This window comes from Geodermatophilaceae bacterium NBWT11 (genome assembly GCA_014218215.1).
Classification (GTDB): Bacteria; Actinomycetota; Actinomycetes; order Mycobacteriales; family Geodermatophilaceae; genus Klenkia.
Map to the genome: position 1 here is coordinate 1,437,579 of CP043652.1, position 23,977 is coordinate 1,461,555.

Annotated in this window: 24 protein-coding genes; 9 read left to right on the forward strand and 15 right to left on the reverse strand. The window is 73.7% G+C overall.

The window, feature by feature from the left end; genetic code table 11:
- Window position 1: 1 nt before the first annotated feature.
- From F1C76_06880 to F1C76_06890, 3 genes are read right to left on the reverse strand one after another with little or no spacing between them, the layout of a single operon-like run.
- Complete coding sequence (locus tag F1C76_06880; GenBank protein ID QNG36347.1) at window positions 2-1,591, reverse strand: NAD(P)-binding protein; 1,590 nt, start codon at window positions 1,589-1,591, stop codon at window positions 2-4.
- A complete protein-coding gene (locus F1C76_06885; protein QNG36348.1) occupies window positions 1,588-2,898 on the reverse strand; it encodes an AMP-binding protein in 1,311 nt (436 codons plus the stop codon). Before F1C76_06885 ends, F1C76_06880 begins: the two co-directional genes overlap by 4 nt.
- 24 nt (window positions 2,899-2,922) lie before the next feature.
- A complete protein-coding gene (locus tag F1C76_06890; protein QNG36349.1) occupies window positions 2,923-3,792 on the reverse strand; it encodes an MBL fold metallo-hydrolase in 870 nt (289 codons plus the stop codon).
- Window positions 3,793-3,827: 35 nt separating this feature from the next.
- Here F1C76_06890 and F1C76_06895 point away from each other — a divergent pair, with 35 nt between their 5' ends.
- The 3 genes from F1C76_06895 to F1C76_06905 all read left to right on the forward strand — a co-directional run bounded on the left by F1C76_06895 (window position 3,828) and on the right by F1C76_06905 (window position 5,333).
- A complete protein-coding gene (locus F1C76_06895) occupies window positions 3,828-4,241 on the forward strand; it encodes a hypothetical protein (protein QNG36350.1) in 414 nt (137 codons plus the stop codon).
- A gap of 27 nt (window positions 4,242-4,268) precedes the next feature.
- A complete protein-coding gene (locus F1C76_06900; GenBank protein QNG36351.1) occupies window positions 4,269-4,733 on the forward strand; it encodes a hypothetical protein in 465 nt (154 codons plus the stop codon).
- Between the two features lie 78 nt (window positions 4,734-4,811).
- On the forward strand, window positions 4,812-5,333 hold the full coding sequence (locus tag F1C76_06905; GenBank protein QNG36352.1) for a hypothetical protein: 522 nt from the start codon (window positions 4,812-4,814) through the stop codon (window positions 5,331-5,333).
- A 58-nt stretch (window positions 5,334-5,391) separates the two neighbouring features.
- Here F1C76_06905 and F1C76_06910 read toward each other — a convergent pair whose 3' ends face one another.
- The 4 genes from F1C76_06910 to F1C76_06925 all read right to left on the reverse strand — a co-directional run bounded on the left by F1C76_06910 (window position 5,392) and on the right by F1C76_06925 (window position 9,894).
- Window positions 5,392-6,804, reverse strand: coding sequence for a M23 family metallopeptidase (locus F1C76_06910; protein QNG36353.1), 1,413 nt, complete (start codon window positions 6,802-6,804; stop codon window positions 5,392-5,394).
- 231 nt (window positions 6,805-7,035) lie between these two features.
- Window positions 7,036-7,842, reverse strand: coding sequence for a sugar ABC transporter ATP-binding protein (locus F1C76_06915; GenBank protein QNG36354.1), 807 nt, complete (start codon window positions 7,840-7,842; stop codon window positions 7,036-7,038).
- Window positions 7,839-8,891, reverse strand: coding sequence for an ABC transporter permease (locus tag F1C76_06920; GenBank protein ID QNG36355.1), 1,053 nt, complete (start codon window positions 8,889-8,891; stop codon window positions 7,839-7,841). Before F1C76_06920 ends, F1C76_06915 begins: the two co-directional genes overlap by 4 nt.
- A 37-nt stretch (window positions 8,892-8,928) precedes the next feature.
- Complete coding sequence (locus tag F1C76_06925) at window positions 8,929-9,894, reverse strand: sugar ABC transporter substrate-binding protein (protein QNG36356.1); 966 nt, start codon at window positions 9,892-9,894, stop codon at window positions 8,929-8,931.
- Window positions 9,895-10,088: 194 nt separating this feature from the next.
- Here F1C76_06925 and F1C76_06930 point away from each other — a divergent pair, with 194 nt between their 5' ends.
- Window positions 10,089-11,150, forward strand: coding sequence for a Glu/Leu/Phe/Val dehydrogenase (locus F1C76_06930; GenBank protein ID QNG39067.1), 1,062 nt, complete (start codon window positions 10,089-10,091; stop codon window positions 11,148-11,150).
- 195 nt (window positions 11,151-11,345) lie between these two features.
- Window positions 11,346-11,564, forward strand: coding sequence for a DUF3073 domain-containing protein (locus tag F1C76_06935; GenBank protein ID QNG36357.1), 219 nt, complete (start codon window positions 11,346-11,348; stop codon window positions 11,562-11,564).
- A gap of 124 nt (window positions 11,565-11,688) precedes the next feature.
- Here the strand turns inward: F1C76_06935 and F1C76_06940 are convergent, their stop codons facing one another.
- The 4 genes from F1C76_06940 to F1C76_06955 all read right to left on the reverse strand — a co-directional run bounded on the left by F1C76_06940 (window position 11,689) and on the right by F1C76_06955 (window position 16,100).
- Window positions 11,689-12,750 (reverse strand): phosphoribosylformylglycinamidine cyclo-ligase, encoded by a 1,062-nt coding sequence (locus F1C76_06940; GenBank protein ID QNG36358.1) that lies wholly within the window; start codon window positions 12,748-12,750, stop codon window positions 11,689-11,691.
- Window positions 12,747-14,327: an amidophosphoribosyltransferase gene (locus tag F1C76_06945; GenBank protein QNG36359.1), complete on the reverse strand. Its 1,581-nt coding sequence runs from the start codon at window positions 14,325-14,327 to the stop codon at window positions 12,747-12,749. The genes F1C76_06940 and F1C76_06945 overlap by 4 nt, the downstream gene beginning before the upstream one ends.
- A 79-nt stretch (window positions 14,328-14,406) precedes the next feature.
- On the reverse strand, window positions 14,407-15,015 hold the full coding sequence (locus F1C76_06950) for an MBL fold metallo-hydrolase (GenBank protein QNG36360.1): 609 nt from the start codon (window positions 15,013-15,015) through the stop codon (window positions 14,407-14,409).
- Window positions 15,015-16,100 (reverse strand): S-(hydroxymethyl)mycothiol dehydrogenase, encoded by a 1,086-nt coding sequence (locus F1C76_06955; protein QNG36361.1) that lies wholly within the window; start codon window positions 16,098-16,100, stop codon window positions 15,015-15,017. The genes F1C76_06950 and F1C76_06955 overlap by 1 nt, the downstream gene beginning before the upstream one ends.
- Window positions 16,101-16,310: 210 nt before the next feature.
- Between F1C76_06955 and F1C76_06960 the strand changes: the two genes are divergently transcribed.
- Window positions 16,311-17,717 (forward strand): OFA family MFS transporter, encoded by a 1,407-nt coding sequence (locus F1C76_06960; protein QNG36362.1) that lies wholly within the window; start codon window positions 16,311-16,313, stop codon window positions 17,715-17,717.
- A gap of 295 nt (window positions 17,718-18,012) precedes the next feature.
- On the opposite strand, the gene F1C76_06965 is transcribed toward F1C76_06960, so the two are convergent.
- From F1C76_06965 to purS, 4 genes are read right to left on the reverse strand one after another with little or no spacing between them, the layout of a single operon-like run.
- The gene (locus tag F1C76_06965) at window positions 18,013-18,402 is read right to left on the reverse strand and encodes a hypothetical protein (protein ID QNG36363.1); all 390 of its coding nucleotides are present in this window, start codon (window positions 18,400-18,402) and stop codon (window positions 18,013-18,015) included.
- Between the two features lie 8 nt (window positions 18,403-18,410).
- The gene (gene purL, locus F1C76_06970; protein ID QNG36364.1) at window positions 18,411-20,681 is read right to left on the reverse strand and encodes a phosphoribosylformylglycinamidine synthase subunit PurL; all 2,271 of its coding nucleotides are present in this window, start codon (window positions 20,679-20,681) and stop codon (window positions 18,411-18,413) included.
- Window positions 20,678-21,355: a phosphoribosylformylglycinamidine synthase subunit PurQ gene (gene purQ, locus F1C76_06975; protein QNG36365.1), complete on the reverse strand. Its 678-nt coding sequence runs from the start codon at window positions 21,353-21,355 to the stop codon at window positions 20,678-20,680. Before purQ ends, purL begins: the two co-directional genes overlap by 4 nt.
- Complete coding sequence (purS, locus tag F1C76_06980; protein QNG36366.1) at window positions 21,352-21,600, reverse strand: phosphoribosylformylglycinamidine synthase subunit PurS; 249 nt, start codon at window positions 21,598-21,600, stop codon at window positions 21,352-21,354. Before purS ends, purQ begins: the two co-directional genes overlap by 4 nt.
- Before the next feature lie 165 nt (window positions 21,601-21,765).
- On the opposite strand from purS, the gene F1C76_06985 reads away from it, so the two are divergent.
- The 3 genes from F1C76_06985 (at window position 21,766) to F1C76_06995 (ending at window position 23,963) form a co-directional block, all read left to right on the forward strand.
- Window positions 21,766-22,233: a hypothetical protein gene (locus F1C76_06985; GenBank protein ID QNG36367.1), complete on the forward strand. Its 468-nt coding sequence runs from the start codon at window positions 21,766-21,768 to the stop codon at window positions 22,231-22,233.
- Window positions 22,233-22,754, forward strand: a complete 522-nt coding sequence (locus tag F1C76_06990; protein QNG36368.1) for a hypothetical protein — start codon at window positions 22,233-22,235, stop codon at window positions 22,752-22,754. The genes F1C76_06985 and F1C76_06990 overlap by 1 nt, the downstream gene beginning before the upstream one ends.
- Before the next feature lie 102 nt (window positions 22,755-22,856).
- The gene (locus tag F1C76_06995) at window positions 22,857-23,963 is read left to right on the forward strand and encodes a PilZ domain-containing protein (protein ID QNG36369.1); all 1,107 of its coding nucleotides are present in this window, start codon (window positions 22,857-22,859) and stop codon (window positions 23,961-23,963) included.
- Window positions 23,964-23,977 lie beyond the last annotated feature (14 nt).

Genomic DNA, 23,977 nt, shown 5'->3' on the forward strand with positions numbered 1-23,977 from the left:
GTCAGCCGCCGGTGACCAGCTCGGCAGCCCGTTCACCGATCGCCACCGCCGTCGCCGCCGGGCCCCGGGTGGTCACCTGGGGCATGACCGAGGTGTCCACCACCCGCAGGCCCTCGACGCCGCGCACCCGCAGGTGCTGGTCGACCACCGCGCCGGGGTCGGTGTCCGGGCCCATCCGGGCGCTGCCCGACAGGTGGATCGCCGTGGCCAGGTGCGACCGGGCCCAGGCGTCCAGCGCCCCGTCGTCGGCCAGCACGTCGCCGGGCAGGTCGGTGCGCCCGGCGACCAGGGGGCCCATCGCGTCGGTGCGCAGCAGCTCCGCGGCCAGCCGCACCGCCTGCCGCATCCGCCGGCGGTCGGTCCCGGTGCTCAGGTAGCGGTACCGGATGCGCGGCTGGACCGCCGGGTCGGCGCTGGTCAGGGTGAGCACGCCGCGGCTGTCCTCGGCCTGGAGCGCGACGCCGAGGTACAGGTCGTCCCGGGTGCGGGCCTGCTGCCACACCCGCTGCAGCGAGGTGCCGCGCAACGCCCTCAGGGTCGCGGCCGGTCGGCGCAGCACCTCGGTCAGCCCGGAGAGCGCGTGCCCGGAGGAGCGGGACAGCATCACCTTGCTGAACGGCTTGAGCCACGGCATCACCTCCAGGTGGTCCGCGGTGTTCAGCGCGGTGGTCAGCGGCAGCATCGCCCGCGGCATCGGCGTCCGGCGGGTGGGCTGCCAGGTCACGTAGAGGTCGGGGTGGTCGGTGAAGTCGGCCCCCACCCCGGGCAGGTCGACCAGCGGGGTCACCCCCACCGCGCGCAGAACGCCGGCCGGACCGATGCCCGAGAGCATCAGCAGGTGCGGGGAGCCGACGGCGCCGCAGGCCAGCACGACCTCGGCGGCCCGGTGCTCGGTGCCGTCCGCCGTCCGCACCCCGACCGCGCGGCCCCGCTCCACCAGCACCCGCACGACGGGGCTGTCCCCGCGCACCGTCAGCCCGGGGTGCCCGCGCCGGGGCGAGAGGTAGGCCATCGCGGTGTTCACCCGCACGCCGTCGCGGACGTTGACCGGCACCGGCCCCACCCCGGGTGGGGCGTCACCGTTCTTGTCCGGCTCGGCGGGGAACCCCAGCTCCAGGCAGGCCGCGGTGAACGCGTCGCTGACCGGGTGCGGTGCCGTCGTCCGGCTGACCGGCATCGGGCCGGTGGTGCCGTGCAGCGGGTCGCTCTCGCTGCGCCGGAAGGAGGGCAGCACCGCCTCGTGCGACCACAGGTCGTTCCCGCGGGCCGCCCAGCCGTCCAGGTCCTCCTTCGTCGCGCGGATGAAGTAGGTGCCGTTGAGCGCGCTGGACCCACCCAGCACCCGGCCGCGGGGCACCGGCCAGCGCAGGTCGTCGGTGAGCTCCCCGGTGAGGTCCCAGTTCGCCGGGTGACCGGGGACGGCGGCGCCCATGGTCGCGGCGTCCCGGATCGTGGCCGGGAAGTCCTCGGGCTGCGGGTGGTCGCGGCCGGCCTCGAGCACGAGCACCGAACGGCCGGCGTCGACCAGCCGGGCGGCGAACGCGCACCCGGCGGACCCCGCGCCGACCACGACCACGTCCCGGTCGGTCACAGGCCCAGCACGCCCGGCAGGTCCAGCCGGCGGACCTTGCCGGTCGAGGTGCGGGGCAGCTCGCCGACCGGGTGCAGGGACTTGGGCCGCTTGGCCGGGGCCAGCCGCTCCCGGGCCCAGGCCCGCAGCTCCTCGGCCGGCACGTCGCCGACGTAGGCCGCGACCACCCGCTGGCCCCAGTCGTCGTCGGGCACCCCGACGACGGCGGACTCCACCACGGCCGGGTGCGCGTCGAGCACGGCCTCCACCTCGGCCGGGTAGACGTTGACCCCGCCGGAGATGACCAGGTCCTCCCGGCGGCCGTCCAGCCACACGGTGCCGTCCTCGTCCACCCGGCCGAGGTCGCCGACGGTGACGAGGTCACCGCGCCAGGCGGCGGCGGTCTTCTCGGGGGCCCGCCAGTACTCGAACCGGGCCCAGCGGGGGACGGCGCACCACAGCTGCCCGCGTTCGTCGGTCTCCAGGCTCCGGCCGGGCCGGGCCCGCCCCACGCTGCCCGGGTGGGCCAGCCAGTCGGCGGCCGAGCAGACGGTGAACTGGGCCTCGGTGGAGCCGTAGAACTCCCACACCGCCCCCTCGGGGAGCGCCGCGACGACCGCCCGCTTCGTCGGCTCGGGGCAGGGCGCGCCGGCGTGCGCCAGCACCCGGAAGGAGGACCAGTCGACGTCCTCGCGGAGCAGCCGCTGCAGGTGGGTGGGCACGCAGAACGTCGTCGTCGGGCGCAGCCCGCTGATCACCGCGGCTGCGCGGGCGGCGTCGAACGGACCGGGCAGCAGCACCTCTCCCCCGGCCAGCAGGGTGTGCGCGGCGAACCGCAGCGGGGCCGAGTGGTGCAGCGGGGAGAGCACCAGGTGCCGGTCGGTGGGCACGAAGCCCCAGAGGTCGATCTCCTCGGTGGCCAGCGCCCGGGCGTCCTCGTCGGTCAGGACGCCGGACCACACGCCCTTGCGTCGTCCGGTCGTCCCCGACGTGTAGTGCATCGGCCGGGCCAGCGGGAACGGCGCCAGGTCACCGACGGCGTCCCCGAGCAGCTGCGCCGGGTCGTCCCCGACGTCCAGCGCGGGGTCGGCGTCGGCCACCAGGTCGGCCCGCTCGGCCGCCGGCAGCGCGGGGTCCAGCACCACCGGGACGACGCCCACGCGCAACGCGCCCAGGACGACGGCCAGCAGCGCCGGGGACGCCGAGGCCGACACGACCAGCCGGTCGCCGCGGGTCAGGCCGAGGGCGGCGAGCGAGCCGGCCACCCGTCGCTGGTCGGCGAGGCTGTCGGCGGCGGTGACGAGGGGGACGTCGGCGGTGACGGTCACGCCCGCACGGTAGGCCCCGTCCGCTCAGGCCACCCGCCAGCTGTCCCCCGCGCCCCGGACGACCTGGCCCTGGGCGGACAGCTTGGCCAGCGTGGCCCGGGTCGACTGCGCCGCGGCCGGCCAGACCTCGCGGGGCACCGCGGCGTAGACGTGGGCGACCAGCTCGTCGACGGTCTGCGGGCCGGGCAGCAGCGCGTCGACCAGCTGCCACTCGCGGTACGCCCGGTGCGCGGCGTAGAAGTCCAGGACCGCGCCGACGTCCTCGGTGAGCTCCGGGCCGTGCCCGCAGTACAGCGCCGAGGGGCCCAGGTCGTGCACCCGGCGCAGCGAGTCCAGGTAGGCCAGCACGTCGCCCTCGGGGTGGGTGACCACCGAGGTGCCACGGCCCAGCACGTGGTCCCCGACCAGCACCGCGCCGGACTCCAGCCGGTAGGCCAGGTGGTCGCTGCAGTGCCCCGGGGTGCCGACGACGTCCAGCACGGTGCCGGCCAGCTCCACCCGCTCACCGTGCTCGAGGAGCCGGCCGGCGGGCCCGGCGACGTCGGGCGAGGACGCCGCCACGGTGACGCCGAACCGGGCCGCCCAGGGCAGTGCGGCCTCGGCGTGGTCGCCGTGGTGGTGGGTGACGAGCACGCCGACGACCTCGGCGTCCCGCGCGGCCAGCACCTCCTCGACCGCGGCCAGGTGCGCGGCGTCGTCCGGGCCCGGGTCGACGAGCACCGCCTGCCCGCCGCCCGGGGCTCCGACGACGTAGGTGTTCGTGCCGTCCAGGGTCATCGGCGACGGGTTGGGCGCCAGCACCCGGGTGACCAGCGGTTCGAGCTCGGCGGTGCGGGCCAGCTGCCCGGGTGCGGGGAGGTCCCAGGAGCGGCGGGGGTCCGTGGGGGCGGTCACCCGGGCAATGTAGGCACCTGGATACGGTCGAGGCCATGCGTCTCCCCGTGCGCCTGCTGTGCGCCCTCCCGGTGTCCCTGCTCGTGCTGAGCGGCTGCTCGCAGAGCGAGGACGACGTGCGGATGGACGCCTTCTGCTCCGACGTCCCGGCCCTGCTGCGCGACGTCACCGCCGACCTGAACGCCTTCGACGGCTCCGACCCGGCGTCCGGCCCGGCCCTGGTGGACGACGCGGTGCCCCGGCTGGAGGCCGTCGACCCGCCCGCCGACGTCAGCGACGAGTGGGACCGGCTGCTCACCGCGTGGACCGGTGTCCGCGACCTCCTCGGGCAGGCCGACCTCACCGACCCGTCGGCGAACACCGCGCTCGCCCCGGAGCTGGAGAGCCTGGGCACCGAGCTGACCGAGGCCGGCGGGGCGGTCGACGACTGGGGCCAGGCGAACTGCTGAGCCCGGACCGCTCCGTAGCCTGACCGGATGCGTCTGACCACCACCGTCACCTCCGGCCTCTCCGCGGCCGCCGCCCTCGTCCTGCTCACCGCCTGCGGCGGCGCGGACTCCGACGCCACGGCGTCCTCCTCCGCCGGCAGCAGCGCCGCCGGCAGCTCCGGCCCGGCGGAGTCCAGCGCGGCGACCGACGACGAGTCGGTCGCCTTCTGCACCGAGGCCGAGGCCGTGCTGACCGAGGTCGGACCGCAGCTGGAGTCCGCCACCCCCGAGACGATCCCGTCGGTGCTGCAGCAGGTGGTGGACGGCTTCGACACGCTCACCCCGCCGGCGGCCATCGAGGGCGACTTCGGCACCCTGCGCGACGCCTACGCCACCCTGCTGGAGTCGGCGAACGCCAACGACCTGACCACCCCCGAGGGCGAGTCGGCCTTCCAGGCGGTGTTCTCCGACGTTCACGTCGGAGGCCACCACCGCCGAGACCGCGGTGGGTGACTGGATCGACACCAACTGCGCGGACGGCGCGACGCCGACCTCCTGAGCACGGTCCCCCGGGTCCCCTACCCTCGCCGCATGCGCCTGTCCACCACCCTGACCTCGGGCCTCTCCGCGGCCGCGGCCCTCGTGCTGCTCACCGCCTGCGGCGGCTCGGACACCGACGAGACGGCGGCCTCCGCGTCGTCGTCCGGCAGCTCGGCTGCCAGCACCTCCAGCGCCCCGGAGACCACCGAGGGCGGTGGCGACACCGAGGCCGACGCCTTCTGCACCGAGGCCCAGGAGGTCTTCACCGACCTGGAGTCCGCCGGGACGACGGGCGACCCGGCTGCCCTGCCGGGCCTGCTGGCCGAGGCCTCCGAGCGGATCTCGGCGATCGAGGCCCCGGCCGAGATCAGCGGCTCGTGGGACACGCTGACCCAGGCCTTCGCCGGCATCGTCGCCGACACCCAGGGCCTGGACCTCAGCACGGCCGAGGGCCAGGCCGCGTTCACGTCCGCGCTCGGCTCGCTCCAGGGCGAGGCCGCCACGGCCCAGACCGACGTGCAGACCTACGTGCAGGCCAACTGCGACCTGCCCACCACCGCACCGACCTCCTGACCCCACGCACGACAGCGGCCCGGCACCCCTCGAGGTGCCGGGCCGCTGTCGTGTGCGGTCAGCAGCCGCGGATGGTCACTCCACGCGCCGCCATCCACGGCACCGGGTTGACCTGACCGCCGTACATCACGCCGCCGGGGTGCACCTCGAAGTGCAGGTGCGGGCCGGTGGACTGGCCCTTGTTGCCGACCTCGGCGATCTGCTCGCCGGCCGAGACCCGCTCACCGGCGGAGACGAAGTACCGGTTCACGTGGCCGTAGACGGTCACCGCGCCGTCGTCCCCACGGATGTAGACGGCCTGGCCGAAGCCGCTGGCGGCACCGGCCCGGGCCACGACGCCGGAGGTGGCCGCGTAGATCGGGGTGCCGATCGGGGCGGCGATGTCCACGCCGCCGTGCAGGGTGCCCCAGCGGCTGCCGAAGCAGCTGCTGGTCCGGCCGGCCGCCGGGAGGACGTAGCCCGAGGACCCGGCGGACACCGAGCCACCGCCTCCGCTGCTGGCGCCGCCACCGCCACCGCCACCGCCACCACCGCCACCGGAGGACGGCGCCGGGGTGCTGCGGGCAGCGGCGGCAGCAGCCGCGGCGGCCGCGGCGGCCTGCTGCTGGGCGGCCGCGGCGGCGGCCTCCTCGGCGGCACGCTGGTCCAGCCACGCCTGGTAGGCGTTGCGGGCGCCCTGCAGGGAGAGCAGCTGGATCTGCGCGGCCTGCAGCTGGGAGTCGTAGGCGGCCTTGTCGGCGCTCACCTGGGCGTAGACCGCGGTCTGGTCGGCGACCTGGGCATCGGCGTCGTCCTTGGCCTCGGTGGCGGCCTGCTCGGCCGCGGCCTGCACCCCGAGCGCCTCGCGGGCGGCGGAGTCGGCGTTGGCCTGCTGCACCCGGGCGACCTCGAGGTCGCCCAGCACGTCGAGCTGGTTCTCCGCGACCCAGTCCAGCATCGCGGCCCGCTGGACGAGCTCGGCCGGTCCGCCGGCGTCGAGCAGGGCGACCTCGCTGGTGAGGGCGGCGCCGTTCATGTAGCTGTCGCGGGAGAAGTCGCTGAGCCGGCCCTGGGCGTCGGTGACGGTCTGGGTGGCGGCGGCGAGGTCGGCCGCGGTCTGGTCGGCGGCCGCCTGGGCGGCGGCCAGGGCCTCCTCGGCGGCCAGCAGGGCGGTGCCGGCGGCCTCGGCCTGCACCTGCACCTGCTCGAGCTGGGACTCCGCGGCGGCGACCAGGCCGGCGATGCGGCCCACCTCGGCCGCGGCGGCGTCCTGGGCGGCCTGGGCGCCGCCGATCTCGGCGTCGCTGGGGTTGACCGGGGGGGCCGGCACGGCCAGTGCGGGACCGGCACCGGTGACCACGAGCGCAGCCGCGAGCAGGCCCACCAGCGTGCCGGTCAGGGTCCGCCCGGCACGACGGCGGTGCGTCGTCGCGGGTCGGGTCGGACGGGTCCGGCGGGTGCCGGGGGCACGCAGCAGCAGCAGCTGCGACATGGTCGCTCCCTGGGGAAGAGGGATGGACGAGTGGGACGAAAGAGTCCCACCCGCACCACGAGTCACACGAGCAACACGCGGGAGCGCGGCGGAACTCGTCAGTTGCCGATCGCAACCCACGCCGTTCTGTCTCTTCCCCATCGACATGGGACGGGTGGGACTTGAGGGGCTCGGGAGGAGAAATCCCTCGAAGGGGAGCGGCGTGCCGCTCGACCCGGTCCCGCGGGTGCGCTAGGAGACCGGCGGGGTGGGGCGTTCCAGCTCGTGGGCCAGCTGGTCGAGCTCGGCGCCGCCGGCCATCATCGAGGTGATCTCGTCCCGGGTGACCTCGTCCTTGCGGAAGTCGCCCAGGCTGCGGCCGCGCTTGAGCAGCACGAACCGGTCGCCCACCGGGTAGGCGTGGTGCGGGTTGTGGGTGATGAACACGACGCCGAGGCCACGGTCGCGGGCCTGCGCGATGTAGCGCAGCACCACCCCGGCCTGCTTGACCCCCAGCGCCGACGTCGGCTCGTCGAGGATCAGCACCCGGGCACCGAAGTACACCGCCCGGGCGATGGCCACCGACTGCCGCTCACCGCCGGACAGGGTGCCGACCGGCTGGTCGGGGTCCCGGACGTCGATGCCCATGGCGAGCAGCTCCCGCCGGGTGGTCTCCTTCGCCGTCGCCGCGTCGAAGCGCCGGAAGGGCCCCCACCCCTTGGTCGGCTCGGACCCGAGGAAGAAGTTCCGCCAGATCGCCATCAGCGGGATCATCGCGAGGTCCTGGAACACCGTCGCGATGCCGGCGTCCAGCGCCTCGCGGGGGGCACCGAAGCGCACCGGGGTGCCGTCGAGGAGCAGCTCGCCGCGGCTGGGCTGGTGGACCCCGGAGAGCACCTTGATCAAGGTGGACTTGCCCGCCCCGTTGTCCCCCAGCACGCAGGTGACCTCACCGGCCCGGACGCTGGTGGAGATGCCGTCCAGGGCGATGACGGAGCCGAAGTCGCGGCCGATGTCGCGCAGCTCGAGCAGCGGGGGCGTGCCGGTCGTCTCGGTCATCGTCGGGCCTCCGCGTAGCGCCGGATCGCCCGGTTGGTGAGCACGGCCAGCAGCAGCATCGCGCCGAGGAAGAAGAAGAACCAGTCGGAGTCGTAGCGCAGGTAGACGATCCCCTGCTGGGTCATGCCGAAGATCAGCGCACCCAGCGAGGCCCCGATCGCCGAGCCGAAGCCACCGGTGAGCAGGCACCCGCCGATGACGGCCGCGACGATGTAGATCAGCTCGTTGCCGATGCCCACGTTGGCCTGCACCGAGGTCTGGCGCACCGCGTAGACGACCCCGACGAACCAGGCCGCGGCCGCCGTGGTCATGAACAGCGTGATGGTGGTGCGGGCGGCCGGGACGCCGACGTTGCGGCTGGCCACCTCGTCACCACCGGTGGCGAACACCCAGTTGCCGAACCGGGTCTTCAGCAGCACCCAGGTGGCCAGCGCGGTGAACAGCACCCACCACAGGATCGCGATGCGGAACGGCTGCCCGGCGATGGTCACGGTGGAGGCGAAGACGGCCTCGGCGGAGTCGAAGCCGTCGGTGGCCCCGATGCCCCCGGCGTTGACCGTGCCGGTGAACAGCTTGGTCAGACCCAGGTTCAGGCCCTGGAGCATGAGGAACGAGCCCAGCGTGATGATGAAGCTGGGCAGCCCGGTGCGGACGACGAGGAACCCGTTGAGGAACCCGACCGCCAGGGTGATCACCAGCGCGACCGCGATCCCGACCCAGATGCTGGTCTCGAACTGCACCGAGACGATGCCGACGGTCAACGCCGACGTCCCGGTCATCACCCCGGCCGACAGGTCGAAGTGCCCGCCGATCATCAGCAGCGCCACCGCGCAGGCCATGATCCCCAGCGTCGACGCCGGGTCCAGCCAGTTGGCGATGCCGGCCGGGGAGACGAAGACCGAGGACTGGGCGGCGAAGAACGCGAAGACGACGACGGCGCCCACCAGCGCGCCCAGCTCGGGCTTGACCAGCAGCCGCTTGAGCAGGCCCACCGAGGCCACCCGCTCGTCGGCCACGGGCCGGCTCGGTGGTGCGTCCGTCGTCGTCACGGGTGTCTCCGTCGTCTGTGTCAGCTCGGTGGTGGTGTCAGCGGGTGCCGGAGGACGCCAGCTCGGCGATCTCGTCGACGTTGTCGGCGTCCACGATGCCGGGGCCGGTGAGGACCGGCTGGCCACCACCCACGGTGTTCAGGTTCTGCGCGTAGAGCTGCAGCATGACGATCGGCAGGTAGCCCTGCTCGTACTGCTGCTGGTCGACGGCGAAGGAGATGCTGCCGTCCTGGATGCCGGCGATGACGTCGGAGTTGAGGTCGAACGTGGCGATCTCGGCCTCGCTCCCGGCGTCCGTGGCGGCGGTGGCGGCCACCGCGGCGACGGCGGAGTTCAGCGTCAGGACCGCGTCGATGCTCGGGTCGCTCTGCAGCGAGGAGGTGATCGTCGACTGCGCGGCCTGCAGGTCGTTGATGTCCACCTGCAGCGTGGTGACGTCGGTGCCCAGGCCCTGCGAGGCACCGTCGCACCGCTGCTCGAGACCGATGTTGCCGGCCTCGTGCACCACGCACAGCACGTTCGTCCGGCCGTCGGCGGCCAGTCGCTGGCCGGCGCCGAGCCCGGCGATGGTCTCGTCCTGCCCGACGTGCCCGATCGCACCGAACTCCACGGACTCGGCCGCACCGGAGTTGATGGTCACGACCGGGATCCCGGCGGCCACGGCGTCCTCGACGGCGCTCTGCAGCGCGTCCGGGTTGGCCATGGAGACCACGATGCCGTCGACGTCCTGGTTGACGGCGGCCTCGATGAGCTGGGACTGACGCTGCGGGTCGCCGTCGGACTGGTAGTCCACGTCGATGCCGAGGTCCTCCCCGGCCTGCACGGCGCCGTTCTGCACGACGTCCCAGAAGGCGTCCCCGGCCGAGCCGTGGGTGACGACGGCGAAGCTGAGGCTGTCGCCGTCCGCGCCGGTGGCCGCGGCGCCGTCGTCGCCGCCGGAGCAGGCGGAGAGCAGCAGGGGTGCTGCCAGGGCGAGGGCGAGCAGCCGCTGGGGTCGAGCCATGGGAGTCCTCCGGGTGCGTGTGCGTGCCGCGGTCGCACCATCGCTCCCGCGGGGGTCCTGCGTCCCGGTCTCGTCCTGGTCGGACGGACGTCGGTGGACGGGGCCCCGCACGGAGTGTGCGGCACGCGGGGCCCGAGCGGGACGCCCGACCCCCCGGGCGGGTGCCCGTTCCCTACGCTCGGCCCGTGGACGTCATGGGCTCCGGGCACGAACAGGTCGTCTTCTGCTCCGACGAGGAGTCCGGACTGAGAGCGGTGATCGCGGTCTACTCGACCGCCCTGGGTCCGGCCCTGGGTGGCACTCGCTTCTTCCCGTACGCCTCCGAGGAGGCCGCGGTGACCGACGCGCTGGCCCTGTCCAAGGCGATGGCCTACAAGAACAGCCTGGCCGGCCTCGACCTCGGCGGCGGCAAGGGCGTGATCATCGGCGACCCGAGGACGCAGAAGACCGAGGCGCTGCTGCGGGCCTACGGCCGGTTCGTCGAGGCCCTCGGCGGCCGCTACCTCACCGCGTGCGACGTCGGCACGTACAACGCCGACCTCGACGTCGTCGCCCGGGAGACCCGCTTCGCCCACGGGCGCTCCCTGGCGTACGGCGGGTGCGGTGACTCCTCGGTGCTCACCGCGTTCGGCGTCTTCCAGGGCATGCGGGCGGCCGCCCAGCACCGGTGGGGCTCCCCCACCCTCGCCGGGAAGACCGTCGCGGTCGCCGGTGTCGGCAAGGTGGGCTCCTGGCTCGTCGACTCCCTGGTCGAGGACGGCGCGTCGGTCGTCGTCACCGACGTCGACGCCGCAGCCGTGGACCGGCTGCAGGCCAAGCACCCCGGCGTCCGGGCCGTCGGCGACACCGCCGAGCTCGTCCGCACCCAGCACGACGTCTACGCACCGTGCGCCCTGGGCGGGGCCCTGGACGACGAGACCGTGGCCGTGCTGCCCGCCGAGGTGGTCTGCGGCGGGGCGAACAACCAGCTCGCCCACGACGGCACGGCCGCCCTGCTCGCCTACCGCGGGGTGCTCTACGCCCCCGACTACCTCGTCAACGCCGGCGGGGTGATTCAGGTCGAGGACGAGCGGCACGGGTTCTCCTTCGCCCGCGCCGAGGCCAAGGCCACCACGATCTTCGACGTCGCCCTGCGGGTGTTCGCCGCCGCCGACGCCGACGGGGTCTCCCCGGCCGTCGCCGCCGACCGGCTCGCCGAGGAGCGGATCGCCTCGGTCGGCCGGCTCAGCAGCATCCGACTGCCCCTCCGCGGCTGAGACACGCACCACCATCCGGCCCGTGACACCCCGCCCGACCTGCCCGTCCGGGTGGCGGAGGACGGGGACGCGTGCCGACGCCCGATCCGTGTCGTAAGCTCGGCCCAGGACACAGTCAACTCAGTCGGGGTCTCCACACGGGCCGTCCAAGCCCGGAGCTGGACGCCCGCACTCCGGTTACGAGGGGGTCGAGCCATGGGGCGCGGCCGAGCGAAGGCCAAGCAGACACGCGTGGCCCGTGAGCTCAAGTACAGCTCACCGTCCACCGATCTCACTGCTCTGCAGCGAGAGCTCGGTGGCCAGCCGTCGACCTACGTCACTCCGGTGGCCGCGGACGACGACGACGGCGACGAGCTCGCCGGCCGGTGGGCCACCGACGACGACACGGACGACGACTGGGTAGCCAGTCGCTGATCCGCTGCGCCGTCACGGCCAGCAGGACCGGACCACAGCACTCTCACGACACCGTCGCCCCTCGGGACGACGGTGTCGTCGTGTTGTCCACCGTCCGATCCCGGGGACCGCGGTCCTCGTCAGATCAGCGGTAGGAACCGACCAGCCGGGCGGCGGGGGCCGCGTCGTCGGCCCGGGTGCCGATCGTCCCGGCCACCCACGTGGGCACCCCACGGGCGGCGAGCAGCTCCAGAGCGCGGTCGGCGACGTCGGGCGCGACCGCGGCGACCATGCCGACGCCGCAGTTGAACGCCCGCTCGGACTCCGTGCGCGGCACGCCGTGGGACTCCATGAGGTGCACCGGCGCCGGGAGCGCCCACGTGGAGCGGTCCAGCACGGCCTCCAGGCCGGCGGGGACGACGCGGGCGGCGTTGCCGGCCAGGCCACCACCGGTGATGTGGGCGAAGGCGTGCACCGCGTCCACCCCGAGCTCGGCGACCAGCGCCAGGCAGTCCAGCGCGTAGACGCGGGTGGGCTCCAGCAGGGTGGCGCCCAGCTCCCGGTCCAGTCCGGCGGGGGTGCTCAGCAGGTCCAGTCCGGCCGAGGCCACGACCCGACGCACCAGCGAGTAGCCGTTGGAGTGGAACCCCGAGGACGCCATCGCGAGGACGACGTCGCCGTCCCGGACCCGCTCGGGGCCGAGCACCGCGTCGGCCTCGACGACGCCGACGGCGGTGGCGGCCAGGTCGTAGTCGTCGGCGCCCATCAGGTCGCCGTGCTCGGCGGTCTCCCCGCCGACCAGCGAGGCCCCGGCGAGGGTGCACCCGGTGGCGATGCCGGTGACGATCGCGGCGATCCGCTCGGGCACGACCTTCCCGCAGGCCACGTAGTCCTGCAGGAACAGCGGCTCGGCGCCGCAGGCCACCAGGTCGTCGACGCACATGGCGACCAGGTCGATGCCCACGGTGTCGTGCCGGTCCAGCTGCCGCGCGAGGGCGATCTTGGTGCCCACGCCGTCGGTGGAGGAGGCCAGCAGCGGCTTGCGGTACTTCTGGGTGTCCAGGGCGAACAACCCCGCGAACCCGCCGAGGCCACCCACGACCTCGGGCCGGTTGGTGGCGTGCACGGCGCTCTTCATCAGCGTGACGGCGCGCTCGCCGGCGTCGATGTCGACGCCGGACCCGGCGTAGGTGAAGCCCCCGGTCACGGGCGGGACAACGCGTCGTCGGCGCCGCCGGCGGTGCTCGGGCTGCCGGCCTGCTGACCGGTCCACCCGCTCACCGCCCGTGCAGCTGCACGGTCGACGTCGTCGAGCACCGACAGCGTGCGCCGGGAGATGCCCTCCAGCACGTGCTTGCCGAGCACCTCGGGCTCCCCCAGCGGGATCGGGTACTCCCCGGTGAAGCAGGCCGAGCAGAGCCGGTTGGCCGGCTGCTCGGTCGCGGCGATCATGCCGGCCTCGCTGACGTAGCCCAGCGAGTCGGCGTTGATCGAGGCCCGCACGCCGTCGACGTCCAGCCCGTTGGCGACCAGCTCGGCCCGGCTGGCGAAGTCGATGCCGTAGAAGCAGGGCCACTTCACCGGCGGCGAGGCGATCCGGACGTGCACCTCGACCGCGCCGGCCTCGCGCAGCATGCGGATGAGCGCGCGCTGGGTGTTGCCGCGCACGATGGAGTCGTCGACGACGACCAGGCGCTTGCCGCGGATGACGTCACGCAGCGGGTTCAGCTTGAGCCGGATCCCGAGCTGGCGGATGGTCTGGCTGGGCTGGATGAACGTGCGCCCCACGTAGGAGTTCTTGACCAGGCCCAGCCCGTACGGGATGCCCGAGGCCTCGGCGTAGCCGACGGCGGCGGGGGTGCCCGACTCGGGCACCGGGATGACCAGGTCGGCCTCGACCGGGTGCTCCTTGGCCAGCCGCCGACCGATCTCGACCCGGGCGGCGTGCACGCCGCGGCCGGAGATCGTGGTGTCGGGGCGGGCGAGGTACACGTACTCGAAGACGCAGCCCTTGGGCTCGGCGACCGCGAAGTGCTGGGAGCGCAGGCCGTCCTCGTCGATGGCGATCAGCTCGCCGGGCTCCACCTCACGCACGTAGGAGGCGCCGACGATGTCCAGCGCCGCGGTCTCGCTGGCCACGACCCAGCCCCGGTCGAGCCGGCCGAGCACCAGCGGCCGCACGCCCTGGGCGTCGCGGGCGGCGTAGAGCGTGGTCTCGTCCATGAAGGTGAAGCTGAACGCCCCGCGCAGCAGCGGCAGCACCTGCATCGCCGCCGCCTCGACCGACAGGTCCTGCTTGGCCGCGATCAGCGCGGTGACGATGTCGGAGTCGGTGGTGGAGGAGAACGCACCGGAGACGCCCTCGTCGGCGGCCCGGCTGGCCAGCTCGGCGGTGTTGACCAGGTTGCCGTTGTGGCACAGCGCGATGCCGGTGCCCGAGCCCGAGGTGCGGAACGTCGGCTGGGCGTTCTCCCAGGTCGAGGCCCCGGTCGTGGAGTACCGGGTGTGGCCGACGGCGAGGAACCCGCGCAGGCTGGACAGCGTCGACTCGTCGAAGACCTGGCTCACCAGCCCGAGGTCCTTGTAGACCACCACCGAGGCGCCGTCGGAGACCGCGATCCCGGCGGCCTCCTGGCCTCGGTGCTGCAGGGCGTAGAGACCGAAGTAGGTGAGCTTCGCGACCTCTTCACCGGGCGCCCAGACACCGAAGACGCCGCAGGCGTCCTGGGGTCCGGCGTCCTGGGGATCGAGGTCGTGCGTCAGCCGTCCATCACCGCGAGGCACGTCGACGAGGGTACCGGCGCCCGGCGACCTGATCAGCCCCGGTCGGGTGGCTCGCGCCACTGCCGACCGGGACCGCCGGTCAGTGGATGGTGTCGGTCTCCGCCGACACCGTGGTGTCGTCCCCGTGCCCGGTGCGGACGACGGTGTCGCCCGGCAGCGTCAGCAACCGCTCGCGGATGCTCGCCACGATGGTCGGGTGGTCGCTGAAGGACCGCCCGGTCGCGCCCGGCCCGCCGCAGAACAGGGTGTCGCCGGTGAAGACGGTGCCCAGCTCGGCGGCGTGCAGGCAGGTGCTGCCCGGGGAGTGCCCGGGGGTGTGCAGCGCGGTCAGCGTCGTCCCGGCGACGGTGAACGAGGTGCCCTCGACCAGGTCGTGGTCCGGGGTGGCCTCGGCGTGCACGACGTCCCACAGCATCCGGTCCTGGGGGTTGAACCAGATGTCGGCCCCGGTGGCCTCGCGCAGGGCCACCGCGGCGGTGATGTGGTCGTTGTGCCCGTGGGTGAGCACGATCGCGGTGACCGTGCGGCCGCCGATCGCCTCGAGGATCGGCACTGCGTCGTGCGGGGCGTCGACGACCAGCACCTCGCTGTCGTCACCGACCAGCCAGACGTTGTTCTCGACGTCGAAGTCCTGCCCGTCGAGGCTGAACACGCCCGGGACGACGGTCTTGTCGATGCGCGCCGGCATCAGAACACCACGACCGAACGCAGCACGTCGCCGTGGTGCATCTTCTCGAACGCGGCCTCGACGTCGCCGATCGCGATCGTCTCGGACACGAACGCGTCGAGGTCGAAGCGGCCCTGCAGGTACAGGTCGATGAGCATCGGGAAGTCGCGGCTGGGCAGGCAGTCGCCGTACCAGGAGGACTTGAGCGCACCGCCGCGGCCGAAGAGCTCGATCAGCGGGAAGGTGATCTCCATCGTCGGGTTGGGCACACCGACCAGGACGACGGTGCCGGCGAGGTCGCGGGCGTCGAAGGCCTGCTGGTAGACCGCCGGGTGCCCGACCGCGTCGATGGCGACGTCGACGCCGAACCCGCCGGTGAGCTCCTTGATGGCGGCGACAGGGTCGGTCTCCTTCGAGTTGACCGTGTGGGTGGCGCCCATGCCCGTGGCCCACTCGAGCTTGCGGTCGTCGAGGTCGACGGCGATGACCTTGGCGGCACCGGCGAGCCGGGCGCCGGCGATCGCAGCGTCACCGACACCGCCGCAGCCGAACACGGCCACGGTGTCGCCGCGGCCCACGCCGCCGGTGTTGATGGCGGCACCGACACCGGCCATCACGCCGCAGCCGAGCAGGCCGGCCGCGGTCGGGGAGGCGGCCGGGTCGACCTTGGTGCACTGCCCGGAGTGGACGAGGGTCTTCTCGGCGAACGCGCCGATGCCCAGCGCCGGGGACAGCGGGGTGCCGTCGGCCAGCGTCATCTTCTGCGTGGCGTTGTGGGTGTCGAAGCAGTACCAGGGCTTGCCCTTGGCGCACGCCCGGCACGTCCCGCAGACCGCCCGCCAGTTCAGGATCACGAAGTCGCCCACGGCGACGTTGTCCACCCCCTCGCCGACCGCGGAGACCACGCCGGCGGCCTCGTGGCCGAGCAGGAACGGGAACTCGTCGTTGATCCCGCCCTCGCGGTAGTGCAGGTCGGTGTGGCAGACCCCGCACGCCTGCACGTCCACGATCGCCTCACCCGGACCCGGGTCGGGGATCAGGATCGTCTCCAGCGAGACGGGGGCACCCTTGCTGAGGGCGACGACGCCCTGGACCTCGTACGGCATGCACCGGAGCCTATGGGTGGGGTACGACAGGCGCTCCAGGGACGCCCCAGGTCACGATCCGGCGTCGACTTCGGCCCACACCCCTCCAGAGGGGCCTCCGGGCGCGCGATCGGTTGCACACCGCACTACCGTCAGCGACCGCATGGCCCGCGTCACACAGCGGGCCCCCAGCAGACCCCGGGGCACCGCCCCGGCACAGGAGGACCCTCGGTGGCTGTTCCCAGCTTCCTGGCGCGCGAGAAGACCGTCGCCAAGCCCGGCTTCAACCGGTGGCTCATCCCACCGGCAGCTCTCGCCGTGCACCTGTGCATCGGCCAGGCGTACGCGACGAGCGTCTACAAGACCGCCCTGGTCGAGCACTTCGACGCGAGCCTGACCTCGATCGGCGTCGTCTTCTCGATCGCCATCGTGATGCTCGGCCTCTCCGCGGCCGTCTTCGGCACGTGGGTGGACCGCAACGGCCCCCGAGCCGCCATGTTCACCGCGGCCTGCTTCTGGTCCGTCGGCTTCCTGGTCGGCGCCGCCGGCATCGCCACGAACCAGCTCTGGCTGCTCTACCTGGGCTACGGCGTCCTGGGCGGCATCGGCCTGGGCATCGGGTACATCTCCCCGGTCTCCACGCTGATCAAGTGGTTCCCCGACCGCCCGGGCCTGGCCACCGGCATGGCGATCATGGGCTTCGGTGGCGGTGCGCTCATCGCCACCCCGCTCTCCCGCCAGCTGATGAGCCTGTACGACCCCGCCTACGACGGCACCGCGGCCACCGTGCCCAGTGGTGGCGCCGTGGCCGGGCTGTTCGTCACCCTCGGCCTGGTCTACCTCGTCTACATGATGGCCGGGGCGTTCATCGTGCGGGTGCCGGCCGAGGGCTGGAAGCCCGACGGTTTCGACCCCTCCACGGTCAAGCAGAAGTCGCTGGTCACCACCGACAGCGTGTCCGCGGCCAACGCCATCAAGACGCGGCAGTTCTGGCTCCTGTGGGTGGTGCTCTTCTGCAACGTCACCGCGGGCATCGGCATCCTCGAGCAGGCCAGCCCGATGATCCAGGACTTCTTCCGCGAGGGAGACGCCTCCACGGTCGCCGCGGCTGCCGGCGCCGGCTTCGTCGGCCTGCTGTCGCTGTTCAACATGGCCGGCCGGTTCGTCTGGTCCTCGACCTCGGACAAGATCGGTCGCAAGCCGATCTACATGGTCTACCTCGGCGTCGGGCTGCTGCTCTACGTCGCCCTGGCCACCGTCGGCAGCTCGGCCACCTGGCTCTTCGTCGTCCTGGCCGCCGTCATCATCAGCTTCTACGGCGGTGGGTTCGCCACGATCCCGGCCTACCTGCGCGACCTGTTCGGCACCTACCAGGTCGGCGCCATCCACGGCCGGCTGCTCACCGCCTGGGCTGCGGCCGGCGTCGCCGGGCCGCTGATCGTCAACGGCGTGCTCGACACCCAGGGCACCCCCGGTGAGCTGGTCGCGGCCGACTACCGGATCGCCCTGTTCATCATGGTCGGCCTGCTCGCCGTCGGGTTCGTGGCCAACCTGCTCGTGACCCCGGTCGCCAGCAAGTGGCACGAGCCGAAGTCCGACACCACCCCCGCCACCCCGGAGAGGAGCGCCGCCCGATGAGCACCCCCCAGCGCACGCAGTCGTCCACCCCGACCCTGCTGATCGTCGTCGCCTGGCTGCTGGTCAGCATCCCGCTGGCCTACGGCCTGGTCCGCACGATCATCACCGCGGCCCCGCTGTTCACCGGCGGCTGACCCGCCCCGCAGCGCGACCCGACGCCCCGTCCACCCTGAGGTGGGCGGGGCGTCGTCGTCCCCGTGCTCGCCCCACCCCCAGGCAGGGGAAGCCCCGCACACACCCGGGAAGCTCACACCCGGGTGCAGGGCTTCCCCTGCCTGGGGTGGCGGGGTGAGCGCTAGCCGGGCGGGCCGCTGCGGAAGGGGCGCAGGGGCAGGACCGCCGCCAGGTCTGCCCGGTTGCCGCTGGCCGCCACCTTGCCCGCCGCCACCGCGTCGCCCCAGCTCTGCAGGCCGCTCACCAGGCGCAGCCACGTCGCCGCGTCGGTCTCGACGACGTTGGGCGGGGTGCCACGGGTGTGCCGCGGGCCCTCGATGCACTGGACGGCGACGTGCGGGGGCACCCGCACCTCCACCGAGCGGCCGGGCACCTGCTGGGCCAGCCAGCGTGCCGTCGTCTTCACCGCGGCGCCCAGCACCGCACGCGCCGGCTGCTCGGCCTCCCCCCGCAGCCAGGGCAGGCAGGGGGCGAGGGCGTCGCGGAGCGCCTCGGCGGGGATCGGCGGCATGCCGGCCATCAGCTGGTCGGGACCGCCCCGGTGGGGACGGCGCCGACGGTCGCCTCGGGGGTGTCGAACAGCGCGGGAAGCGTGGTCGACCAGGCGGTGCGCAGCTCGGCGAGCGGCAGCTCCAGCAGACCGTCGACGACGAGCGCCTCGCCACCCGTGGTGCCCAGCTCGACCGCCGGGACGCCGCGGCCGCGGGCGGCGGCCAGGACGGTCGCCGGGTCCGAGGTGCTGACGACGGCGCGGGCCACCGACTCCCCGAACAGCGCGGCCGTCGGGTCGCCCTGGACCGACACCGTGGCGCCGACGCCGTACCGCAGCGCCGACTCGGTCAGCGCCTGCGCCAGGCCGCCGTCGGAGAGGTCGTGCGCGGAGCTGACCAGGTCGTCGGCGGCGAGGTCGGCGAGCAGCTCGCCCAGCGCACGCTCGGCGTCCAGGTCCAGCCGCGGGGGGAGCCCCCCGAGGTGGCCGTGCACGACCGAGGCCCAGGCCGAGCCGCCGAACTCCGCGGCCGAGGTGCCGAGCAGCACCAGGGTCTCCTCCGCGGCCCTCCAGCCACCGGACACCCGGGTGCGGACGTCGTCGTGCACGCCCAGCACGCCGATCACCGGCGTCGGGTTGATCGGCACGTCGCCGGTCTGGTTGTAGAGGCTCACGTTGCCGCCGGTCACCGGCAGACCCAGGGCGCGGCAGCCGTCGGCCAGGCCTCGGACGGCCTCGGCGAACTGCCACATGACCTCGGGCTCCTCGGGCGAGCCGAAGTTCAGGCAGTTGGTGACGGCCAGCGGGACGGCGCCGGAGACGGCGACGTTGCGGTAGGCCTCGGCCAGGTTGAGCTGGGCGCCGGTGTAGGGGTCCAGGCGGGCGAACCGGGCGTTGCCGTCCAGCGCGAGGGCGATGCCCCGGTGGGTGGTCTCGTCGATCCGGACGACGCCGGCGTCCTCGGGCTGGGCGAGCACGGTGTTGCCCTGCACGTAGCGGTCGTACTGCTCGGTGACCCAGGACTTGTCCGCGCCGTCCGGGCTGGACACGACCGCGAGCCAGTCGGCGCGCAGGTCGGTCGACGTCGCCGGCGGCAGGTCGGCCTGCAGCGCGTCCAGGTCGGCCGGGCGGGCCATCGGGCGGTCGTAGACCGGGCCGTCGAGGGCCACGGTGCGCGGGGGGACGTCGACGATCTGCTCGCCGTGCCAGCCGACGGTGAGCCGGTCGCCGTCGGTGACCTCACCGATGACGGTGGCCAGCACGTCCCACTTGACGCAGACGGCGAGGAACTGCTCGACCTTGGCGGGCTCCACGATCGCGCACATGCGCTCCTGGGACTCGCTCATCAGGATCTCGGCGGCGGTCAGCGTGGAGTCGCGCAGCGGGACGGTCTCCAGGTCGACGTGCATGCCCCCGGAGCCGGCCGCGGCGAGCTCGCTGGTGGCGCAGGACAACCCGGCGCCGCCGAGGTCCTGGATCCCGGTGACGAGGTCGGCGGCGAAGATCTCCAGGCACGCCTCGATGAGCAGCTTCTCGGTGAACGGGTCGCCCACCTGGACGGCCGGGCGCTTGGCCGGGCCGTCGGCGTCGAAGGTCTCGCTGGCCAGCACCGAGACCCCGCCGATGCCGTCGCCGCCGGTGCGGGCACCGAAGAGCACGACCTTGTTGCCCACGCCCTCGGCCTTGGCCAGCCGGACGTCCTCGTGCCGCATGACGCCGACGCACAGCGCGTTGACCAGCGGGTTGCCGGCGTAGCAGTCGTCGAAGAGCAGCTCGCCGCCGATGTTGGGCAGGCCCAGGCAGTTGCCGTAGCCGCCCACGCCGGCGACGACGCCGGGCAGCACCCGTGCGGTGTCGGGGGCGTCGGCGCGGCCGAAGCGCAGGGAGTCCATGACAGCGACCGGGCGGGCACCCATGGTGAGGATGTCGCGGACGATGCCGCCGACCCCGGTGGCCGCGCCCTGGTAGGGCTCGACGTAGCTGGGGTGGTTGTGCGACTCGACCTTGAAGGTCACCGCGTACCCGTCGCCGACGTCGACGACGCCGGCGTTCTCCCCCATGCCGACCAGCAGCGCCTCGGACCGCGGCAGGTCCCCGAAGGTGCGCAGGTGGACCTTGGAGGACTTGTAGGAGCAGTGCTCGCTCCACATGACCGAGTACATCGCCAGCTCGGCGGTGGTCGGGCGGCGCCCGAGGATCTCCCGGATCCGGGCGTACTCCTCCTCGCGCAGGCCCAGCTCGCGCCAGGGCTGCTCCTCGTCGGGGGTCTCCCCGGCGCGGGTGACGGTGTCGACGGTCATGCGGCGAGTGCTCCCTGGAGGACCGAGGTGAAGAAGCCCAGGCCGTCGGTCGAGGGTCCGGTGAGGTCCTCGACGGCGTGCTCGGGGTGGGGCATGAGGCCGACGACGCGACCGTCGGCGCTGGTCACGCCGGCGATGTCGCGGGAACTCCCGTTGGGGTTGCCGCCGGTGTACCGGACGACGACTCGACCCTCGCCCTCGAGCCGGTCGAGGTCGGCGTCGGCGCCGACGTAGCGGCCCTCACCGTTCTTGACCGGGACGACGATGGTCTGGCCCTGCTCGTAGGACGAGGTCCACGCGGTGTCCGCGCGCTCGACGAGCAGGCCCTGGTCGCGGTTGCGGAAGTGCAGGTGGCTGTTGCGGGTGAGCGCGCCGGGCAGCAGGCCGGCCTCGCACAGCACCTGGAAGCCGTTGCAGATGCCGAGCACGGGCAGACCCTGGCGGGCACGGTCGACGACGGTCCGCATCATCGGGGCCCGGGCGGCGATGGCGCCGGCGCGCAGGTAGTCCCCGTAGGAGAAGCCCCCGGGCAGGACGACGGCGTCGACCCCGGCCAGGTCGTCGTCGGCGTGCCAGAGAGCGACGGCCTCGCCGCCGGCCAGGCGGACTGCGCGGGCGGCGTCGACGTCGTCCAGCGAGCCCGGGAAGGTGATGACACCGATCCGCATGCTCAGGACCCCGGCTGGGTCTCGAGGTGGAGCTCGACGTCCTCGATGACGGGGTTGGCGAGCAGGGTCTCGGCGATCTGACGGAGCTCGGCCTCGTCGGGGGTGCCCTCGACGTCGAGGACGAAGTGCTTGCCCTGCCGGACGCCGGTCACCCCGCTGTGGCCCAATCGGCCCAGGGCGCCGAGGACGGCCTGCCCCTGGGGGTCGGAGATCTCTGGCTTCAGGACGACGTCGACCACCACGCGAGGCACGGCGCCGAGGGTACCGGGGCCCGGAGTGCCCCTCGGACGCTCGCTGTCCTCACCCCGACGAGTCAGGTCCCCCGATCAGGTAGTTCCGGAACAGAGACTGCCGATAGTTCACTCAGTGGAGCCGGACGGACACGTTCCGGTACCTCCTCGTGAAGTGGACCGTCCGTGAACAAGCGCAAGCGCTCCGGCCTGCTGGCCCTGCTCCTCGTCGGCATGCTCGGTGGGGGCATCGCCTTCGCGGCGTGGTTGACCAACGGGACCGGCTTCCTGGGTGGCCGCGCGGGAGACGCCCAGCAGTTCCTCGTCATCGCGACCACCCCCGCCACCGACCTGCTGTACCCGGGCGGCACGGGCATCCTCACGGGCACCATCACGAACCCCAACGACTACCCGGTCCAGGTGCAGTCGGTCACCCTCGGGGCCATCACCACCAGCAACCCCGGCTGCGACGCCTCGAACGTCTCCTTCCCCACCGTCACCCTCACGGGCCTGACCGTGGTGGCGCCGGCGGACTCCGCGGGCACCGTGCTCGCGCTGCCGAACGCGATCGCCATGGACGCCGATGCCGCGGACGAGTGCAAGAACGTGACCTTCACCGTCGCCGTCACCGCCACCGGGACCTCGGTCCCCTGATGACCACGACGACCCTGCGACGGTTCCGGCACACCGCCCGCCGACGGCTGCTCGTCGTGGTGGCGGCCGCGGCGGTGCTCCTGGGCGGCGGCGTGGCGTGGGCCGCGTGGACCGCGACCGGCACCGGCACCGCTGCTGCACAGGCGGTCACCGCCACCGTCGCGGCAGTCACCCCGGGCACCCCGACCGCCTCGCTCTACCCGCGACCCACGGCCGGGTACCCCACGACCGGACCGGGCTCGATCGTGTTCACCGTCAACAACCCGAACCCGTACTCGGTCACCTACAACGCCATCGCCCTGGGCGCCGTCACGTCCGGGAACGAGGGCGCGTGTCCCGCGGTCAACGTCGTGCCGGCCACGCCGACGCCCACGGTGTCGATCACGGTGGCGCCGAACGCGACGTCGACGTTGCAGACCGTGCCCGCCGCCCTGTCCATGCTGCAGTCGGCGCCCAATGGGTGCCAGGGGGTGACCTTCACCGTCGCGGTGACGCTGACCGGCACCTCCGTGCCCGCCTGAGCCCGTGGAGGTCACCCGCGTCGTCCGGCGAGGCCTGACCTCCCTCGCCGTCGCCGTCGTGGTCCTCGGAGGGCTGGCGACCACCCCACCTGCCCGAGCGGCGTGGTCGGCTGCCACCACTCCGGGACCGGCAGCCAGCGCCTCCGTCACCCTCACCGCCCCGACCGGCCTGACCGTCGCCCGGAACAACGGGGTCCTGAGTTCGACGGTGACGGTGTCCTGGAACGCCGTCCTGGTGGACGGCACACCGGTGCCCGGCTACCGGGTCGTCCTGGGCGGGAGCGGGGTCACGCTGCCGACGACCCGCGGGTGCACGACCACGGTGACCACGACCAGCTGCACCGACGTCTTCGCCCTCAACCTCCTCGCCCAGTACACGTACGAGGTGCGCGCGGTCGTCAACAACTGGACCGGGCCACCCAGCACGGGCTCCGCGTGACCGCAGGTGCCGTTCGAGGCGATTCCGTCCGGCCTCCGGCCGATACCGGCAGCAGACCCGTGCCGTTCGGCGCACGGCGGCCGACGACAGGAGCAGCCGTGAGCGACCCCAGCGCGCCCGGCGCGACCCGTCCGGCCACCGGCAGCAGCGTCGAGGTCGTCGGCGAGGACGGTGGCACCCAGGCGCACAGCACGGTCGACAGCAGCCTGGAGCAGGAGCTGGTCCTCGAGGTGGGCAGCGACCGCGAGGGCCGGCGGGTGCGACTGGGCCTGGGCGCCCAGGTGTCGGTGTGGTGGAGCCCGGCGGACACCCCGGTCCGCTGCCGGCCGTACGAGCTGGTCGACGTCCGTGGTGGCGTCGTCCCCACCTGGCGGTTGCGGCCCACCGGGCCCGCGGTCGATGGCGACCGGCGGGTGCACCCGCGCGCGCCGGTGCACGTCCCGGTCGGGCTGGCGATGCCCTCGGGGATGCTGCTCGGCGAGACCGCCGACCTCAGCGAGGGCGGGTTGCGGGTGGTGTTCGTCGCCGAGCCGACGGCGGGCTTCGGCGACGTCGTGCACCCCCTCCCCGACCCGGGTGACCGCGCCACGATGGCCATCGTCCTGGAGGGCGTCCGCACCGAGCTGCGCTGCCGCGTCGTGCACCGCCAGCGCCTGCCCGACGGCCGCAGGACGCTCCGGGTCGCCTTCGAGGACCTGCCCGACGACGTGCGCGTGCGGCTGCGCTCCACCACCGCCCTCGAGCTCGCCCACCGTGCCACCCGCGTCTGACTTCCGGGCGACTC

Coding starts and splice junctions, on each gene's coding strand:
- F1C76_06895 (QNG36350.1), top strand. CDS start 3,828: ATGCGTCTCCCCGTGCGCCTGCTGTGCGCCCTCCCGGTGTCCCTGCTC.
- F1C76_06900 (QNG36351.1), top strand. CDS start 4,269: ATGCGTCTGACCACCACCGTCACCTCCGGCCTCTCCGCGGCCGCCGCC.
- F1C76_06905 (QNG36352.1), top strand. CDS start 4,812: ATGCGCCTGTCCACCACCCTGACCTCGGGCCTCTCCGCGGCCGCGGCC.
- F1C76_06910 (QNG36353.1), bottom strand. CDS start 6,804: ATGTCGCAGCTGCTGCTGCTGCGTGCCCCCGGCACCCGCCGGACCCGT.
- F1C76_06915 (QNG36354.1), bottom strand. CDS start 7,842: ATGACCGAGACGACCGGCACGCCCCCGCTGCTCGAGCTGCGCGACATC.
- F1C76_06925 (QNG36356.1), bottom strand. CDS start 9,894: ATGGCTCGACCCCAGCGGCTGCTCGCCCTCGCCCTGGCAGCACCCCTG.
- F1C76_06930 (QNG39067.1), top strand. CDS start 10,089: ATGGGCTCCGGGCACGAACAGGTCGTCTTCTGCTCCGACGAGGAGTCC.
- F1C76_06935 (QNG36357.1), top strand. CDS start 11,346: ATGGGGCGCGGCCGAGCGAAGGCCAAGCAGACACGCGTGGCCCGTGAG.
- F1C76_06950 (QNG36360.1), bottom strand. CDS start 15,015: ATGCCGGCGCGCATCGACAAGACCGTCGTCCCGGGCGTGTTCAGCCTC.
- F1C76_06955 (QNG36361.1), bottom strand. CDS start 16,100: ATGCCGTACGAGGTCCAGGGCGTCGTCGCCCTCAGCAAGGGTGCCCCC.
- F1C76_06965 (QNG36363.1), bottom strand. CDS start 18,402: ATGCCGCCGATCCCCGCCGAGGCGCTCCGCGACGCCCTCGCCCCCTGC.
- purL (QNG36364.1), bottom strand. CDS start 20,681: ATGACCGTCGACACCGTCACCCGCGCCGGGGAGACCCCCGACGAGGAG.
- F1C76_06990 (QNG36368.1), top strand. CDS start 22,233: ATGACCACGACGACCCTGCGACGGTTCCGGCACACCGCCCGCCGACGG.